Source organism: Mycobacterium sp. AZCC_0083, from assembly GCF_014202335.1.
Classification (GTDB): Bacteria; Actinomycetota; Actinomycetes; order Mycobacteriales; family Mycobacteriaceae; genus Mycobacterium.
Map to the genome: position 1 here is coordinate 186,024 of NZ_JACHGP010000005.1, position 18,170 is coordinate 204,193.

Below are 18,170 nucleotides of genomic sequence, written 5' to 3' on the forward strand. Positions count from 1 at the left end.
CGAGTCCCGGCCGGGTGCCGCACTCGGAAATTCGCGCTGTGAGGCCGTTCACATCTCGCTACTATACATGTATAGTTCGGCTCCGATAGATGCGATCGCCTCGGGTTCGGCGGTCCGGCCAATGGCTACGACGGGAAGCGACCATGACGTTCAACGACGGCTTCGAGGGCCGGCTGTTCATCGACGGCAAGTTCACCGAGGGGGTCTCCGGCCGCCGATACGACGTGATCAATCCGGCCGATGAGTCGGTGGTCGCCACTGCCGTCGACGCCGATCCAGAGGACGTGAGCAGCGCCGTGGCCGCCGCCGACAACGCGGTGCGCTCGACTGACTGGTCGACCAATCACGCGTTCCGGCGCAAGTGCCTCGACCAACTCCAGAGCGCGCTCCACGAGGAAGCCGACAGGTTCCGCGCACTGGCCGTGGCCGAGGCGGGTACGCCGCACTCGGCGACGTTGACGCACGTGACGGCCCAGATCGACGACATGAGCTACTTCAATGGACTCATCGAAACCTGGCCGTGGGAACGGGATCTGCCCGCCTACGAGCTGCTCGGCATGCAAAGCAAGCGGCACATTCGTTACGAGCCCTACGGTGTCGTGGGTGCCATCTCGCCGTGGAACGCCCCGTTCATGACCAACATCTGGAAGGTCGGTCATGCGCTGGCCACCGGCAACGCGGTCGTGTTGAAGAGCGCGCCCGACACCCCGCTCACCGCCGCGCTGATCGCGAAGGTGGCCGCCGAGCAAACCGATCTGCCCCCCGGCGTGCTGAACACCATCAGTTCGGCCGACAAGGCCATCGCCGGCGAGGCGCTCACCACCGACCAACGGGTCGGGCTGCTGCACTTCACCGGCTCACCACAGGTCGGGCAGCGCATCGCGCAGAACGCAGCCGTCGGCATCCGTCACACCGTCCTGGAACTCGGAGGCAAGTCGGCCAACATCCTGTTACCCGATGCCAATTTGGACATGGCATGCGCCGTCGGTGTGGGCATGTGCATGTCCAACAGCGGACAAGGATGTGCCCTGGCGACGCGGATGGTCGTGCACGCCGACATCTACGACGAGGTCATCGAACGCTTGCAGGCCGCGGTAGCTGCACTGCCCTGGGGCGATCCCAACGATGAGAGCACCGTCGTCGGACCGATCATCCGCGCCGCGCAACTCGACCGCATCGAAGGGCTGGTCGACCGGGCCGTTGCCGACGGAGCCCGGCTCGTCGTCGGCGGTCACCGCGCTGACCGTGGCGGCAAGGGATTCTGGTATCTGCCGACCGTCGTCGCCGACGTCGACGAGAACGCCGAACTCGCCCAAACCGAGGTGTTCGGACCGGTGCTGACAGTCGTGCGCTACGACGGTGACGACGACGAGGCGGTCCGCGTGGCCAACAACAGTCGGTACGGGTTGTCGGGATATGTTCAGTCCGCTGACGAACAGCGGGCGTGGCGCGTGGCCAATCGGCTCAAGGCGGGCACGGTCAACATCAACAATTCGTTCTACCTCTCCCCCGACGCGCCCTTCGGCGGCTACGGCATCAGTGGCGACGGCGTCGAGCACGGCGAGGACGGATTCCGCGACTACCTGCAAGTCAAGACCATCGCCAGCCCGGCCGGCTCCTGAACGGGATCAACCGATGACGACGACGTTCGACTACATCGTGGTGGGCGCCGGGTCGGCTGGCTGTGTGCTGGCGAACCGGCTCAGTCGCGATCCACGAACAAGGGTTCTGCTACTGGAGGCCGGCGGCAGAGATCGCAGTCCCATGATCAAGATACCCAAGGGTTTTGGAAAGATTCTGGGAAACCCGAAGCTGGCCTGGCATCACCCCGTACGGCCCATCGGACCCAATCACAAGGTCGAGCAATGGGTGCGGGGCAAGACGCTTGGCGGGTCCAGCGCAGTGAACGGGATGGTCTACAACCGGGGTCACCGCGCCGACTACGACGAGCTCGCGCGACGCGGTAATCCCGGGTGGGGGTGGGACACCATGCTGCCCATCTTCAAGGCCATCGAGGATCACCAGCTGGGCGCCAACGCAATGCGCGGTGCCGGCGGGCCACTGACCGTGTCGCTGGACCCCGACCTTCCCGACATCTGCGACGGGGTCATCGAAGCGGGCCGGAAGATGGGCTGGTCGCGCACCGACGACATCAACGACAGCGATGACGAGCGAATCGGACCGGCGGCGCGCACCATCAAGGACGGGCAGCGGGTCAGCGCTGCCCACGCGTTCCTGCACCCTGTCGAACACCGCCCCAACCTCACCGTCATTACAGGGGCCGACGCGCAACGGGTGATCGTCGAGGGCGGCAGCGCAGTCGGTGTGGTCGTGTCGAGCTCGGACGGACGGACAGAATTCCGCGCCACGTCGGAGGTCATACTGAGCCTGGGCAGTCTGGCAACCCCACGCCTGCTGCAACTCTCGGGGATCGGGGATCGCCGCGTCCTGGAAGCGCTTGGCATCAAGACGTACGCGGACAGCCCCAACGTCGGTCTACGCATGCTCGAACATCGTTGCCTCGCCGTGCAATATCGGCTCAACCGAGATGTCGGCTACAACCGTCTGCTCAGCACTGCAGCGCGACAGGCGCTCACCGGCGTGAAGTATCTGGCGACCAAGCGTGGCCCATTGGCCGGCGGAGCCTACGACGTCGTGGGATTTCTCAAGACCCGACCGCAGTGCAACCGGCCCGACGCGCAGATTCTCTCTGCACCGTTCACCGCAATACCGTTGAAGGCGGGTGGGGAACTCGGCGTCGAGCGCCGACCGGGCATCCAGGCCATCGGATACGTCCTGCGGCCGACAAGTGAGGGCAGCGTGACCGTCACGTCGGCAGACCCCTCCGCGCCCTCGGACATCGATCCAAACTTCTTCGCCACCGACTACGACCGCACCGTCGCCATCGCGCTCTTCGCCAAGATGCGCGAGCTCTTCGAGCAGGACCCGATCGCCGAGCTGATCGACCACGAGACCACCCCCGGTGCCGGCGTCGTCGACGACGACGCAATCATCGACGCCGCACTGGACAAGGGGTACTGCGGATATCACGCGGTGGGCACCGCGGGGATGGGTCCCGCCGACGACGACGTCGTCGATGGCCGACTACGGGTCCGCGGTGTGCAGAACCTGCGTGTCGTCGACTGTTCGGTCATGCCGACGATGGTGTCCGGCAATCTCAACGGCCCGATGATGGCCATGGCCTGGCGTGCCGCGGACTTGATCACCGAAGACCGCTGAACGGATGAGAATCAAGGGATGACACTGACTCTCGCCTTGAGTCGATCCGAGCTCAAGCCGCCGCACGATTGGCAACGGGGTCGCCACAACCGATGACGCGTTAGCGTGCTTCGTCCGCGGCGCTGCGCTCGGGAATTCTGAACAGTTCGGCGAACGTACCCCTCAAGACCCGGTCCTGAATGGCCGGGTCGACCCCGTCGAACAGTGTGCGCAGTGTCTTCTGCGTGTGACCGTAGGTACCCTCCAAATGCGGGTAGTCGTCACCCCAGCACACGTTGCGGTAATTGGTACCCTCGATGATCTGCACACCGCTGATGTCGTGCTGGAACGAGGCATACACCTGATGGCGGACGATCTCGCTGGGCAGACGAGACAACTTGGGCCGCACGAACATTCCGTGTTGCCGATACGCTTCATCCATCCGGTCCCCGATCGCGGGCACCCACGCCGCACCACCCTCGGCAATCAGAATCTTCAGGTCCGGGTGACGGTCGAGCGCGCCGCTAGCGACCATGTGAGACACCACCCGCATCCCGGGATAGGTGGTCTCCATGTAGTTGACCACCGCGCCGCCAGGCCCGCGGTAGACGACGTTCTCACCACCGGTACCGATGTGAAAGGACAGCACCGTGCCGTTGCGTTCCGCGGCCGCCCACAATGGTTCCCACTTGTCCAGGCCCCATTCCTCGCCCGGTCTGGTGCCGCAGGGCAGGAACACGGTTTGGAATCCCATCTGCACCGCGCGTTCGAGTTCGTCGACCGCGTCGGTCACGTCGACCAGCGGCACGATCGCCGGGGTGAAGATACGGTCATTGCGTTGCAGGATGTCCTCGTAGGCCCAGTCATTCCACGCCCGCGCCACCTCGCGTGCCAACTCGGCATCGGTGATCTCGACGGTCCAGAATCCCATTGAGGGGAAGGCCAATTGGGCCCAAACTCCCTCCTGATCGAGATCCTTGAGCCGGATGTCCAAGTCACGGGCGCCAGGCGGACGAATGGCGTCCATGAAGTCGTTGAGTTGGCGATTGATCTGCTTGCCGTCGATGTAGAGGATCTCGTACTTGTCGCCTCGCTCGGCACGGGGAGCGCGATCGGCAAGTCGCTTGGGCAGTCGCGTCAACCACAGGTCATCCGGTTCCAGGACGTGTGAGTCGGCCGAGTTCGCCCAGATCTTCGTCATCGGTTCCTCCGTGTCGTGCCGGGCCAGCGCTGCCAGTCGGCCCGTGGTGGATGGAGTCAACAGTAACTATACATGTATAGTTACTGTGTCGGTACACCGGGGAGGCCGGCGAATTTTCCGTTTGTTCGACGACGAAGGACGGTAGGGATGCCCGACACGGCTGCGCATTTGCGCCCCGACACGACGAATCCGGAAGCCTTCACCGAATCAGCGCACCGGTTCCTTGCCGCCCATGCCGAGCCGGCCCGCGCCCTGACCGCCGCGTGGGGATCCGGCAGCGACCGGGTGTCCTACTTCGCCTCGGGTTCCCCGGAGCAGGAACTAGAGACGGTGCAGGCAGCACGTCGTTGGCAAGGCCTGCGCTACGACCACGGGTGGGGCTGGATCACCGGACCCCGCGCATACGGCGGGCTGGAATTGTCGGTGCGGTACCAGATGCTGTATCACGCCGCCGAGGCCGACTACGAGGTTCCCGATACCAGTCAGCTCTCGGTGGTCGGGCTGGGAATGGTGGGACCGACCATCCTGACTCATGGACGGGAACCCCTGAAGGGCGCGCTATTGCCGCGCATGTACCGCGGCGAATCGATCGCGTGTCAATTGTTCAGCGAGCCGGCCGCGGGATCGGATCTGGCCGGCGTCCAATCACGCGCCGTGCGCGACGGCGACGAGTGGATCATCAACGGGCAGAAGGTATGGACCTCTGCAGCCCAGCACGCCGACGTCGGTGAGATTCTGTGCCGGACCAACCCGCATGCCCCCAAGCACAGGGGCCTGTCCGCGTTCATCGTCGACATGAACGCCCCTGGCGTCGAGATCCGCCCGCTGCGCCAGATGACCGGCGGGTGCGAGTTCAACGAGGTGTTCCTGACCGACGTACGCGTACCCGACGGTCACCGCCTCGGTGAGGTCGACGGCGGATGGAAGGTCGCACTAACGACGCTGACCGCAGAACGCGACGTGGTCGCCGGAGTGGACTCTCCGGAGGTGGCCCGCGCGCTGACTGCCGAGCATCTCTCGGCACTCATGCGAGCCACCTACACCTGGGACGACCGTGCGCTGCGCCGCCAGCTCGCCGCCCTGCTAGCCGAGGTCATGGCGGTCGAGAGTCTCAATGCGATGGCCGCGCGCAAGATCGAAACCGGCAGGGCCGTAGGGCCGGAACGTTCGATCGCCAAACTCGTGCATGCACGCAACGTGACGCGTGCGGCGCACTTCGTCGCCGAAGTGCTCGGCCCGCGCATCATCGCCGACAACGGGCAGTGGGGGACCTTCGCGTGGTCGGAACTGCTGCTCGCCTCGCCGGCACTGCGCATCCTCGGTGGCACCGAGGAGATCATGAAGAACATCCTCGGAGAGCAGGTCCTCGGGCTGCCCAAGGAACCGTCGGCCACCGTCAAGGCTCCGAGCCCCGGCTCAGTCCCTGCGACCGTAGGAGGACAACGCGCGTGAGCGTTTCACAGCAAGAACTCGACGAGCTGCGATCGGCGATCCGCAAGTTCCTGCAGGCCCGACTACCGGACTCCGAGCTCTGCCACCTCGCGGACGGGCACGACACGGATAGCGATCTATGGTCGGAGATGAACGCCGCCTTGGGCATTCACAGTCTGGCGATACCAGAGCGCTTCGGTGGCGACGGGGCCGACCTGACAGTGATGTCGGTGGTGTTCGAGGAACTCGGCCGCGCGGTGGCACCCGCTCCGTACTTCTCCAGCTTCGTTGCCACCCAGGCATTGCTGCTGTCCGGAGACGACGAGCAGTGCCAGCGCCATCTCCCCGGATTCGCCGAGGGAACCAGTCGAGCAACCATCGCGGTCGCCGAACGCGACGGATCCTGGGACGCGGCAGTGATCAGCGCCCGCGCCCAGTGCGGCCCAGACGGATCGTGGCGCATCACCGGCGTAAAGAACTGGGTGCCCGACGCGACTGGCGCCGACGCGATCCTGGTCCTGGGCCGGACCACTGCGGGTCCGACACTGTTCAGTGTCGACCCCACCGCAGAAGGAGCCTCCCTCGAACCGATGCGTGTGCTCGACGAGACCCGACCGATGGCCACGCTGACGTTGCGCGATGCCTCGGCCGAACTCGTCGGACGCGAGGGCGCAGGCGGGCTGCTGCTCTCCCGGCTGCTGGATCTGACGGTCCTCGCGCTGTGCGCCGAACAGGTCGGCATCGCCGAACGGTGCTTGGAGATCAGCGTCGAATACGCCAAGGTGCGAACACAATTCGGGCGTCCGATCGGAAGCTTTCAGGCCGTCAAGCATTTGTGCGCCGAGATGCTCGTTCAAGTCGAGATGGCTCGCGCGGCGACCGACGACGCGGTTCGCGAAGCGCAGGAAGGCGATGCGGGCGCGGCCATAGCCGCCGCGGCCGCACACCTGACCTGTTGCGCGGCAGCGATGTACGTGGCCAAGGAGACCATTCAGGTTCTCGGCGGGATCGGGTTCACTTGGGATCATCCCGCGCACGTGTACTTCCGACGGGCGGCGGCGTCGCAACTCCTGCTCGGAGGACCCGCCGTCAGCCACGAGCGACTGCTGGAGCGCATGGGGATCTAGCGAATGTTCGCGCCGATCAGCTGAAACAGTCGGCAGCCATGTTGGCGATGTTGATGATGCGGTTGAGGCCCACGCGTGACTGTTCATAGCCGGTGGCGGGGTAGCCGTTGGTGAGAAATGCGAAGGACAGTCCGGTTTCCGGATCGGCGAAACCGATCTGACAGGGAGCGCCGCCGTGGCCGAAAGTCTGCGCACTGCAGGCGGTCGGCAGGAACCCCCGCGACAGGCCGTCGTCCCCGGCAACGATGACGAACAGCGCGACGTTGCCGGGAACACTTCGGGTACCGCCCCGTTCGCCGGTGACCGGAAGGGTGACGCGGACCCGCAAGGCGTCGGCGACGACGTCGCGGCGCCACAGCGATGAGGTCATCAACCCCTGATACCACCCGGCGAGGTCTGCTGCCGTGGCCACCAGGGAATGGCTGGGTTCACCGGCCGCCAGGATCTCGGGGCGAGACAGATACCACGGACCCCACGGGTTGACCTCGGCGCCGCTGTCGCCATCGGTGCGCACGAACGGGGCGACGTCGCCCTGTCGCTGTACCGGGGGCCCGATCTCGATGGTGTGCAGGCCCAGCGGCGCGGCCAGCTCGTCGGCCAGATACTGGGCGATCGGGCGACCGGTGACTCGTTCGCACAACTCGCCAATGATCCAGGCCGCCGAGGTTAGGTGAAACTCCAGAGCGGTACCCGGCGGCGAGGTCAAGCGCCACTTGCCAAAGGCCTCCAGGCGCTGATCGCGGTGCAGCATCTGTGGATAGGCCAAGGGCGCCAACGGGAAGCCGCCCACGTGGGTGACCACCTGTTCGACCGTGACCGACTCCTTGCCGTTGGTGGCAAACTCGGGAATGTAGGAGCCGACGGTGCGCCCGATGTCGAGCAGCCCGTCCGACATCAGCTTCCACAGCACTCCGGCCACGACCGGGCGACCTGCGGACTGCAGAACATAACGAGTTGCCGTGGTGGCCTCCCCGAAGGCCTCGAATGCGTACTGCTGCCCGCCGACGTTGATGGCCACTTGTGCCGAGGGCAGCACACCCGAGTCGACTTCGACACGGACCCGCTCCAGCACCAGATCTATGCGGCGGGAATCGGGGACGTATGAGGGGCGCTTGATCACGCGATACCTTTCAACGAAACGCTGTCACAGTCGGCCACGTACAAGCGCAGTGCTCTGGCTGTACGCGTAAGGTCTTGTTCATGGTGAGGTGCTTCGACAGGTGGGAGGAAATGTGGCCAAGCGACGCAGTGCGATTGAGCGTGCTCCGCTGACGCGAGAGCTCATTGCCGCCGAGGCGGCAGACTTGATCAGGCAAGAAGGTCTCGAGGCGCTGACGATGCGGACGGTGGCGGCCACCCTGGGCGTGTCGGCCATGGCCCTCTACCACCACGTTGAGGACAAGGACGAGATCATCCGCTTGGTCGGCGATGACATCCTTGCCAAGATCGACCTTCCCGACGCCGAGTCCGGCGACTGGCGCGAGCTGCTGATCGAGGCCGTCACTGCGTCCCACGAAGCATTGTTGAGCGTGCCCGGAATGGTGTCGGTGATGCTGACGCGCAAGTTGCTGCCCAATGCGCGCAGACTCCTGGTCTTCTGCATCAGGCAGTTCGAGCGCGCGGGGCTCAGCGAGGAAGAGGCCAAGCTCGCCTACGCCGGGCTGCACCAGCTCAGCATCGGGCGTCTCATGGTCGAGTCGAGTTCGAATTTCGTCGTGCACACCCATGTTCCGGCCGACGACGACCTGATCGCCTACATGGATGCGCTGCACAGTCGCGCCTCGTTCGAAGGGGCGTTGACCGGACTGCTCGACCATTACACTCCCTCTGCCCCGCGTCGCCGAAGCACACCGCAAAAGACGTCGCCCAAGGCCCGCAAGGCGCCGACCAAGCGCGTTAGCTGACCTTTACTATACACGTATAGCTCAGCCTGTTAACATGGTCACATGCACTTGGAGATCGACCTGAATGCATGTGTGGGGCATGGCCGGTGCTATGCCGAGGCGCCACACGCGATAGACGCAGACGACGAAGGCCGCGGCGTCGCGCTCTACTCCGAGGTACCCGACCAGTGGCATGACGAAGTGCGCCTCGCCGTAGACAGCTGCCCAGAGCAGGCCGTGCGGTTCGACGAGCCTTGACACTGCCCGACGCGGAATTACAGTCCACCGCCCAAAGGAGAGCGTTGATGCGCACCGATGTACACGAAATCGGCTTTGCCGACATGGATCCGGCGATGCGCGCCGCCATCCTCTACGAATCGAATCCGTCGTTCGACGTCGATGATCCAAGACTCATCTGGAACGACCTGCTCCAGAACCATCCGGTGGTGAAGTGGGAGATGGGTGTTGGGTTCTTCCGCGCCGACGACATCACTGCCGCCGGTCGCCATCCCGACGTGATCTCGGTCAACCCCTACACCGGCTTGTCAATGGGCATGGGTTCGCGCGACCAGCTGATACCGCTGCACCTCACTGGGGACACCCACGTGCGCTACCGCAAACTGCTCACCCCGCTGCTCACCGCGAAGCGCATGGAGCCATGGGGCAACACAGTGCGGGAAATCACCGACGAGTTGATCGACGAATTCATCGACGACGGCCACGCCGAGCTCTTCGAGCGGGTGTGCGGCCCGCTGCCGACAAAGATCTTTCTGCGGCTGTTTGGTCTGCCCGAAGAGGACCGGACGTTACTGATCCAATTCAAGGACGACATCCTCGGTGCTACCGGCGAAACTCTGGACGAGCGCGAACAACACGGAATCGAAGCAGGCGACCGGCTGAGGGAGCACCTTGGCAAACGGCTCGCCGAGCGCAAGAACGAAGCGCTGCGCGATGATCTAATCAGTCAGTTCTTGACCTTCGAACTCGACGGTCACAAGCTGACCGACGACGAAATCGTCAACCTCATGCACATGTTCACCATCGCCGGTCTCGACACCGTGACGTCCTCGCTGTCGGTGCAGTTCGCCTTCTTGGCCACGCACCCACGGGAACGTGAACGGCTCATCGCCGACCCATCGTTGTGGCCGACTGCCGTCGAAGAACTCATGCGAACCGAATCCCCGGTTCCGCAGGGAGGATTACGCTGGGCCGCCGAGGATCTCGAGATCAATGGAGTCGAGGTCAACAAGGGTCACATGATCTTCTTGGGTTGGGGCAGTGCCAACATCGACCCGGCCGTGTTCGAAGATCCGATGAAGGTGGACTTGACCCGTAAGCCCAACCGGCACATGTCCTTTGCCGTCGGCCTGCACCGTTGCCTCGGGTCACATCTGGCCCGACTGGAGATGGTAGCGGCGTTGGAACGGTTCCACCAGCGTATTCCCAACTACGCGGTGACCGACGGTGAGCGGATCGTCTATCGGTCGATCCCTGGAATCCGCCAGGCAGTACGGATTCCGATTTCGTTCTCTCCGGCCTGACGCCAAGCGATCAACGTCGTCGCGACGTGAGCGGGCCCAGACTGCATCGATGATCATGTCGACTGGATGCCGTCTCGGGGGGGTGACTGACGAGCCATCGCCCGCAAGGCAGATTTTTGCACTTTGCCTGCCGGTGTCCGGGGGAAGTCAGTGGTCCGTCCCCGGATCTCTTCGGGCCACTTGTATTTCGCCAGACCCGACTCGACGAGGTGCTCCCGAATTCGGGGCAGCGACGGAACGCTGTGACCGGCTGCCGGACGGATGAAGGCGCAGCCGTGCTCGCCGGTGCGGGCGTCGGGGGCGGCGACCACCGCCACGTCGGCAACTTCTGGCATCGATGCCAACGCTGCCTCCACCTCGGATGCGCTCACGTTGAGTCCGGACCGGATGATGATGTCCTTCACCCGGTCCAGCACGGTGACGTACCCGCGTTCGTCGACCGAGCCGATGTCACCGGTGCGGTACCACCCCACCTTGAATGCATCGGTGTTCAAGGCGGGGTCGACGTATCCGCTGAACAGGTCGGGCCCGCGGGTGATGATCTCGCCAGTTCCGGTGCGGTGGTGGGCGCCCCGCTCGTCGCGGATGCGGACGTCGACACCAGTGCACAGGCGACCGTCGGTGGCGGCGCGCACCCGCAGCGGGTCCGCGCGACGGCCCAGCGAGATGCTGGGATGCTCGGTGCACCCGTATCCCTTCACGGCAGCAACACCGAGCGCGTCAGCGCGCTCGATCAGTTCCCGGCTCACGGCGGCTCCGCCCAGGGCGGCGACGCCGACCAGCCGGTGATGCTCCGGCGTGCACCGTGGATCGTCTAGCAGGCCCTGCAGGAACACTGGCGCTCCACTGCCGGCGGCCAGGTCGTGCGTCTGCATGAGCCCTAGCACGTCACTGGCGTTCCAGTAGTCCATCAGATGCACGTCGTGGCCCACCAGCGGAGGCACCAGCAACGACACGAGCATTCCGGTGACGTGGCTGACCGGTGACGTACTCAGCAGGCCCCGACTCCGTTCGGCGAACAGAGGAGCCATGTGCTGACGTATCTCGGCGCACAGCGCCCGGTGGCTCAACAGCACGCCCTTCGGGGTGGCGGTCGTGCCTGAGGTCCACCCGATCACCGCTGGGGCTGCCGGATCGAGCCGGATCTGGCTGTGCTCTGCTGCAGATGCGGTCAGCGTGCCGAAACCGATCGCCGCTGACGGTTTCGCGCCGTCACCGACCACGATGAGGTGCTCCAGCTTCTCCAATCGCTGGTGTCCCGAGGTGATCTCCTCGACGACGGCACCGTGACCGCGGCGGCCTTCGATGATGACCGCGCGTGCCCGAGACGTCCGCAGGGCATGCATGACGTCGGAGCTTCCCGCCGCGTGCGAGATCGGTACCAGAACGGCGCCGGCGTGCACGAGGCCGTAGAAGACCGCAGCCGCTTCGACGCTATTGGACAGTTGGAACGCGACGGGGTCGCCGGGCACGATGCCCAGTCGCCGAAGCCCAGTACCCACCCGTCGTCCCAGATCTGCCATCTCGCGCAACGACATCCGCTGCATCCCACTCCGGGTGTACATGGTGAACATCCGCCCGCCGGAGGAGTGCAGGGCGCTTGCCAGCAGGTCGCGTAGCGTCTCGCCGCTCCACCAGCCTTCGGCACGGTAGCGGGCGCAGAGCTCAGGTGTGGGCTCGACGGTGGTAAAGGTCGTCGTCGTCATGGCAGCCTCCACGAGCAGCGTGGTATACACGTAAAGTTACGTGCAGCCTATCCGATGATCCCGCGGCCGATGGAGACTCCAGATGAACGACTTCGACGATGCTCTCTACGGATTCCCAGCAGAAGTCAAGGTCGAGGCCCACGGACCGGTACGGCTGGTCACGCTGAACCGTCCGGACGATCTCAACGGTGCCAACCGTGCCATGCATCAGGCGCTGGCCGGGCTGTGGAACCGGCTCGACGAGGACACCGAGGCGCGCGCTGTCATCCTCACCGGCAGCGGGCAGGCATTCAGTGCCGGTGGAGATTTCGGCTACATGCAGCAGAACATCGACGATGAGGCAATGCGCGCACAGACGATGGCCGAGGGCCGCGCAATCATCGAGGGCATGGTGCGGTGCCGGTTGCCGGTGATCGCCGCGGTCAACGGCCCCGCGGTCGGACTGGGATGCAGCCTGGCCGTGTTGTCCGACATCGTGTTGATGGTCGAAGGTAGCTTCCTGGCCGACCCGCACTTGCGGATGGGCTTGGTGCCCGGTGACGGTGGCATGACCTGGCCGATGCTGACCAGCCTCTCGCGGGCCAAGGAATACCTGTTCCTGGGCTCGCGAATTCCTGCCGCCGACGCCGTGAGCATGGGGCTGGCCAGCCGCGTCGTGGCACCGGAGAAGCTCCTCGACGAGGCGCTCGCGCTGGCGCTGCGGCTGGCCGACGTGCCCGCCGCGGCCCTTCAGACCACCAAGCGGGCCCTGAACGCCTACCTGGACCAACAGCTCGACAATGCCTATGCCGTTGCACTGTCCGGAGAGTTGGACAGCATGCACTCCGAGGAACACCGGCTGGCGGTTGCCGCGGCGCAGTCCAAGGCGGCAGCCGCGGGGTCACGCCGAGGGTGAGCCGATCAGCCCCGTGACCGGCCCAGGTGCCGTAGGCCGGTCGTAATCAGAGGGGATACCGCATCGTCGGCGACGTCGACCGCGCCGTCGTTGCTGCGGCGGCGGTGGGCGATTCCGGCCGCGATGATCGCCACTTTGAAGTAGCCCAGCGCCAGGTGAAAGTTCCAGTGCTGCAGCGGCGTACTGGACACGGTTGCGTACCGCTGCGCCATCTCGTCGGCGCTGGGAAGCCTCGACGACGTCCATGCCGCGTCGGTACCGATCACTAGGTCGAAGACGGGGTCACGGTAGACGCACATCAGTGCGACGTCGGCCAGCGGGTCGCCGAGTGTGGACATCTCCCAGTCCACCACGGCCCGAACCCGATGCGGTGCCGATGATTCCAAGATGGTGTTGTCGATGCGGTAGTCGCCGTGCACGATCGTCGTCGCGCTTTGCGGCGGAACCGATTCCGCGAGTCGCGCGTGTAAGCGCCGAACGTCCTCGTCGCGCGGGTCGCCGGGTTCACGAATTAGCTCCCACTGCGATCCCCACCGCCGTATCTGGCGCTGTAGATAGCCGTCTGAACGTGCCCAGTCCGCCAGCCCGACGCTGACGGGGTCGACCTGGTGCAGCGCGGCCAAGACGTCGATCAAGCCGTACGCGCAATCGCGCACCACGGAGTCGGATTCGATCGCGTCCAGTTCGGTCTGCGTGCGAATCACCTGACCCACGACGTATTCGACGAGGGTGAACGGCGCACCCAACACCGATGCGTCCTGGCACATCGTGACAGGACGGGCGACGGGAATGTCGGTAGAGGCCAACGCAGACACCACCAGGTACTCCCGGCTCATGTCATGAGCCGAGGGCGTGACGCCGTGAAACGGGGGGCGACGCAGCACCCACGTGGACACGTCGTCGAATAACAGGTACGTCAGATTCGATCGACCGCCGGAGATCAGTTCGGCCCGAAGTTGGCCCTGGCGGGCGAACCCGGCACCGGCGAGATGCCGGGTCAGCGCCGAAAGATCCAGTGCCTCAGCATTTGTCGTCGTCACACCAACCACGTCTTTCTGATCTCGTTCTTGCGCACCTTGCCCGATGCGGTGCGCGGAAGTGCGTCGACGACACGGAGTTCCTCGGGCCACTTCGGCTTGGCCAGCCCCATCGCGGCGAGATGCCCGGTCAGCGTCGACAGGGACATCTCCCGGCCGCCCCGCGCAACGACGACCGCCACCGCACGTTCCCCGGTACGGATATCGGGGACACCGATCACCGCGACCTCGGCCACCGCAGCACAGGTCATCAACGCGCTTTCGACTTCTACGGGTGAGACTTTCACGCCGTTGCGGATGATGAGTTCCTTGGCCCGTCCGGTCACCGAGAGGTGCCCGTCGGCGTCGACGACGCCGACGTCGCCGGTCGCCAGCCATCCCTGCACGTCGAAGACGGTGTTCAGTTCCGGTTGCAGGTAACCGGCGCACCGATCCGGGCCCCTGGTGAAGATCTCGCCTTCGCTGCCCGACGGCAAGAGCGCACCGCAGCGATCGCGCACCTGCACCTCCACCCCGTCGAGTAGACAGCCATCGGTGCGGGCCAGTTGTCCAGGGGTGTCGCCAAGCCGACTGGCGCTGACGGTCGGGTGTTCGGTCAGTCCGTAACTCCGCAGCACGGTGATCCCGCGCTGGGCTGCCTTGGCGACCAAGCTCTCCGGCACCGGCGATCCGCCGAGGATGACGTACCCCATCCGGTGGGCGAGTTCGTCGGTGAAACCGGGATGGTCGATCAACGCCGACAAGAAGACCGCCGCGCCGCCGCCGGGTGCGAGCCCCTCGGCCCGTGCGGTGTCGAGGATGAAGTCGGCGTCGAAGGTGTCCACCAAGTGGATCGGTTCGCCACGGTGAATCGGCGCCAGCAGTCCTAGGGTCATCCCGGCCGCGTGCGCGATCGGTGAAGCCATGATCTGGGGGGTCGCGTCAGTGGGGATCATCGCCACGAGGTGTCCACGCACCTCGGCCCCGAGGGTTCGGTGGGTGTGGACGACCCCCTTCGCGGTGCCCCCGGTCCCGGAGGTGAAGGCCAACAGGCACTCGTCGTCTGGCGACCGATCGCTCGGGATTGCCGCGATGGGGTCACATAGCAGGTCATCGAACGATACGACGTCCGAGCCAGGCGCGCGTTTGCCCAGGCCGGCGCACACCACGACGGTGTCCACGCTGGGCATCTCCGTGCGAGAGTCCAGGACTTCACCGAGGTAGTCGCGAGCGCCGTGGCGTTCGCAGGTGATCAGCACCGTGGCGCCGGTCGCGTTGACGATCTCGGTCAGTTCCTTGCGCCCGTAGAACGAGGCGACCGGAACGACGACGGCGCCCAACGCAGCCACGCCGACGAACGCCGCTACGGCCTCCCACCCGTTCGGCAACCAGATCACCACGCGATCACCCGCGGCGAGCCCGCGCTTGGACAGGCCGGCGGCTACTCGGCGCGCCGTCGCCTCCAACGATCCGAACGTCTCCTCGCGGCCGGTGTGCTTCGACCAGATGCCCACCCGCTGGCGCGGACGACGTCGCAGGCCGTCGATGAGAAGGGTACCCAGTGACGTGTCGTCCCACAGACCGCTGCGCAGATACCGCTCCCGCAGGGAGCCCGGGATTCTTGCGGGGTTCAGCGGCTCGCGGACGGTCACAGCGTCACCTCGCCGACGCGTGCCGGCGCCACGGTGCCGACTGCGACGCTCAGCGCCGGCATGGCTCCCCGATCAGGCAACTATACATGTATAGTGGTTATACCATGAGAGCTCCGAATGCTCGGCCTCGCACTCGGTTTCGTCCTCGGCAGGCGGTCCGTTCTCGGCATCGCCGACGCCAGATCAGGGCCACCGCCGGGCCGGCGTGCGGCCAGGACGGCATTCCTCGCGCGTGCGTGTGGATCTCGGGTTACCACCTGTGCCTGCATCCACGCGAGTCGCGCCGGAGGTTGTTGCCACGGATGTCGTGGCGTCGCAACCTCCGTTAGGACCACACACCCGGAAACGGGCTGCCCCGGGTTGCGATACGTGGGTGATGCGTGCGAAGCGCTTGGCCCACGCCGCTTGCACCACCATTGCCGCGCGTGCAGCGGGCTCTATCGGGGAGCGAACCGCTGGGCGCCATCCAAGCGCAGGATCTCGCCGTTGACGTACCGGTTGCCCAGCAGGAACGCCGCGGCGTCGGCGTACTCGTCTGGTGATCCGAGCCGCTTGGGAAACGGCACGCTGCTCGCGAACTTCGCAAGCGCCTCGGCACCCACCGATTCCATGATGGGTGTCTTCATCGTTCCCGGCGCGATGGCGTTCACCCGGATGCCCGCCGAGCTGACATCACGGGCCGCGGCCAATGTGAGGCCGACGACCCCCGCCTTCGCCGCTGCATAGGCAGACTGTCCGATCTGACCCTCGTATGCGGCGATGGACGACGTCAGCACGACCGCGCCCCGCTCGCCGTCCGCGCCCGGATCGGACGCAGCGATCGCAGCAGCGGTCAGACGAAGCAGGTTGAACGTGCCGTTCAGGTAGACGTCGATCGTCCCGCGGTAGGCGTCGAAGTCCGCAGGTGAGCCGTCGCGGGCAACGATGCGCTGCGCTACGCCAGGTCCACCGTGGGCGGTCACCACGTAGCGCAGCGGCGCGAGCTGTCCGGCGCGGTCGATCGCGGCGGCGACGCTATCGGAATCAGTGACGTCGGTGCGGACGTAGGCGGCACGCTTCCCGAGCTCAGCCGCCAGAGCGTCGCCCGCCTCTTCGGCGAGGTCGCACACCACCACCGCCAACCCGTCGGCGTGGAGGCGACGCACGGTCGCAGCACCCAGGCCGCCCACTCCCCCGCTGACCATCACAGATGCGTCGGTTCGAATGCTCATTGCCTTGTTGCCCTTCGGCGTCGTCGTCCGTGTGGCCGCTCGGGTCACGACAGTCGCTCGTAGATGGTCGCGTTAGCCGTGCCCCCGCCTTCGCACATCGTCTGTAGGCCGTATCTTCCGCCGGTGCGTCGGAGGTGATGAATGAGCGTGGTGGCCAGCCGAGTCCCCGAGCAGCCCAACGGATGGCCGAGCGCTATGGCGCCACCCAGAGGATTGAGGCGGTCCGACGGGGCGCCGACGGCGACCTGCCACGCCAGCGGCACCGATGCGAAGGCTTCGTTCACCTCGAATGCGGCAATATCGTCCAAGGACAGTCCAGAGCGCTTCAGCGCAAGTGCCGTCGCCGGGATCGGCCCGGTCAACATCTTCACGGGGTCATCGCCCGTCACGACCGCGGTATGTACGCGCGCTAGGGGTGTCATACCGAGGCTGGCGGCACGTTCTGAGGTCGTCACGATGACGGCCGAGGCGCCATCGGAGATCTGAGAGGCGTTGCCCGCGGTGATCTTTCCCTCCGCGACGAACGGGGCCTTCAGCTGTGCGAGCGACTCGATCGTCGACCCACGCCGCACCCCCTCGTCGGCGTCGACGATGGACGAGGTGGTCGGCACGGCGACGATCTCGTCGTCGAAGGCACCGTCGTCTTGTGCCTTGGCGGCTCGTTCGTGCGACAGCAGTGCGTATTCGTCGAGTTGGGTTCGGGACAATCCGTACTCGGCAGCGATCAGTTCGGCTCCCGCACCCTGGTTGAAGCGACCGTTGAATCCGGTTGCACGAAGCGCTGTTTCGTACCGATCGACCGCCGCGCCGCCCATTTCGCCGGTTCCCTCGACGTATGCGGCCGCCATCGGCACGTTCGACATCATCTCCACCCCCCCAGCGATGACGGCCTCGGCTTGTCCGGAGATCACCGCTGCGGCCGCGGTGGAGATCGCCTGTTGCGAGGACCCGCACTGGCGGTCGATGGTGAATCCGGGAACTGACTCCGGCCAGCCCGCTGCGAGCACTGCCATCCGCGCGACGTTGCCCGACTGCTGGCCGATGCTGATGACGTTGCCCCAGTGCACGTCATCGATGACCGCAGGGTCGATGCCGGCGCGGTCGACGAGTTCACGCAGCACCAATGCCGATAAATCGACGGCGTGCACGCCGTTCAGGCCGCCGTTGCGCCGGCCGATCGGTGTCCGCACGGCCGCGGTGATGACGGCATCACGCATCTTTCCTCCTAGGTCGTCGCAACGAGAACGCATGCCCGGGGCAATTGCGCACGACCGAACTATACACGTAT

General features: G+C 65.6%; 15 protein-coding genes. 8 read left to right on the forward strand and 7 right to left on the reverse strand.

Annotation, left to right across the window (positions count from 1 at the left end):
* The first annotated feature begins 143 nt into the window (after positions 1-143).
* Both HNP02_RS14020 and HNP02_RS14025 read left to right on the forward strand, forming a co-directional pair.
* Positions 144-1,622: an aldehyde dehydrogenase family protein gene (locus tag HNP02_RS14020; protein ID WP_184439318.1), complete on the forward strand. Its 1,479-nt coding sequence runs from the start codon at positions 144-146 to the stop codon at positions 1,620-1,622.
* Positions 1,623-1,635: 13 nt separating this feature from the next.
* Positions 1,636-3,240: a GMC family oxidoreductase gene (locus HNP02_RS14025; RefSeq protein WP_184439320.1), complete on the forward strand. Its 1,605-nt coding sequence runs from the start codon at positions 1,636-1,638 to the stop codon at positions 3,238-3,240.
* Positions 3,241-3,340: 100 nt separating this feature from the next.
* On the opposite strand, the gene HNP02_RS14030 is transcribed toward HNP02_RS14025, so the two are convergent.
* Complete coding sequence (locus HNP02_RS14030) at positions 3,341-4,420, reverse strand: amidohydrolase family protein (protein ID WP_184439322.1); 1,080 nt, start codon at positions 4,418-4,420, stop codon at positions 3,341-3,343.
* 147 nt (positions 4,421-4,567) lie between these two features.
* On the opposite strand from HNP02_RS14030, the gene HNP02_RS14035 reads away from it, so the two are divergent.
* Positions 4,568-5,872 carry an acyl-CoA dehydrogenase family protein gene (locus HNP02_RS14035; RefSeq protein WP_184439324.1) on the forward strand — a complete coding sequence of 435 codons (1,305 nt, stop codon included), beginning with the start codon at positions 4,568-4,570 and terminating at the stop codon, positions 5,870-5,872.
* On the forward strand, positions 5,869-6,978 hold the full coding sequence (locus HNP02_RS43720) for an acyl-CoA dehydrogenase family protein (RefSeq protein WP_184439326.1): 1,110 nt from the start codon (positions 5,869-5,871) through the stop codon (positions 6,976-6,978). The genes HNP02_RS14035 and HNP02_RS43720 overlap by 4 nt, the downstream gene beginning before the upstream one ends.
* 16 nt (positions 6,979-6,994) lie before the next feature.
* On the opposite strand, the gene HNP02_RS14045 is transcribed toward HNP02_RS43720, so the two are convergent.
* Positions 6,995-8,098, reverse strand: a complete 1,104-nt coding sequence (locus HNP02_RS14045; protein ID WP_184439328.1) for a serine hydrolase — start codon at positions 8,096-8,098, stop codon at positions 6,995-6,997.
* A 112-nt stretch (positions 8,099-8,210) separates the two neighbouring features.
* On the opposite strand from HNP02_RS14045, the gene HNP02_RS14050 reads away from it, so the two are divergent.
* Genes HNP02_RS14050 through HNP02_RS14060 form a run of 3 tightly spaced genes read left to right on the forward strand, consistent with a single transcriptional unit; the run spans position 8,211 to position 10,402 of the window.
* On the forward strand, positions 8,211-8,882 hold the full coding sequence (locus tag HNP02_RS14050; protein WP_184439330.1) for a TetR/AcrR family transcriptional regulator: 672 nt from the start codon (positions 8,211-8,213) through the stop codon (positions 8,880-8,882).
* A 42-nt stretch (positions 8,883-8,924) separates the two neighbouring features.
* Positions 8,925-9,119, forward strand: coding sequence for a ferredoxin (locus HNP02_RS14055; protein ID WP_184439332.1), 195 nt, complete (start codon positions 8,925-8,927; stop codon positions 9,117-9,119).
* 47 nt (positions 9,120-9,166) lie between these two features.
* A complete protein-coding gene (locus HNP02_RS14060) occupies positions 9,167-10,402 on the forward strand; it encodes a cytochrome P450 (RefSeq protein ID WP_184439334.1) in 1,236 nt (411 codons plus the stop codon).
* 53 nt (positions 10,403-10,455) lie between these two features.
* On the opposite strand, the gene HNP02_RS14065 is transcribed toward HNP02_RS14060, so the two are convergent.
* On the reverse strand, positions 10,456-12,108 hold the full coding sequence (locus HNP02_RS14065; RefSeq protein WP_184439336.1) for a class I adenylate-forming enzyme family protein: 1,653 nt from the start codon (positions 12,106-12,108) through the stop codon (positions 10,456-10,458).
* Between the two features lie 82 nt (positions 12,109-12,190).
* Between HNP02_RS14065 and HNP02_RS14070 the strand changes: the two genes are divergently transcribed.
* Entirely contained in the window at positions 12,191-13,003 is an 813-nt protein-coding gene (locus HNP02_RS14070; RefSeq protein ID WP_184439339.1) for an enoyl-CoA hydratase/isomerase family protein, read from the forward strand.
* A gap of 5 nt (positions 13,004-13,008) precedes the next feature.
* On the opposite strand, the gene HNP02_RS14075 is transcribed toward HNP02_RS14070, so the two are convergent.
* The 4 genes from HNP02_RS14075 to HNP02_RS14090 form a co-directional block, all read right to left on the reverse strand.
* Positions 13,009-14,043 (reverse strand): phosphotransferase family protein, encoded by a 1,035-nt coding sequence (locus HNP02_RS14075; protein ID WP_184439341.1) that lies wholly within the window; start codon positions 14,041-14,043, stop codon positions 13,009-13,011.
* On the reverse strand, positions 14,040-15,671 hold the full coding sequence (locus HNP02_RS14080; RefSeq protein WP_184439343.1) for an AMP-binding protein: 1,632 nt from the start codon (positions 15,669-15,671) through the stop codon (positions 14,040-14,042). Before HNP02_RS14080 ends, HNP02_RS14075 begins: the two co-directional genes overlap by 4 nt.
* Positions 15,672-16,108: 437 nt before the next feature.
* On the reverse strand, positions 16,109-16,882 hold the full coding sequence (locus HNP02_RS14085) for an SDR family oxidoreductase (RefSeq protein ID WP_184439345.1): 774 nt from the start codon (positions 16,880-16,882) through the stop codon (positions 16,109-16,111).
* Between the two features lie 44 nt (positions 16,883-16,926).
* Positions 16,927-18,099, reverse strand: coding sequence for a thiolase family protein (locus HNP02_RS14090; protein WP_184439347.1), 1,173 nt, complete (start codon positions 18,097-18,099; stop codon positions 16,927-16,929).
* Positions 18,100-18,170: the final 71 nt, after the last annotated feature.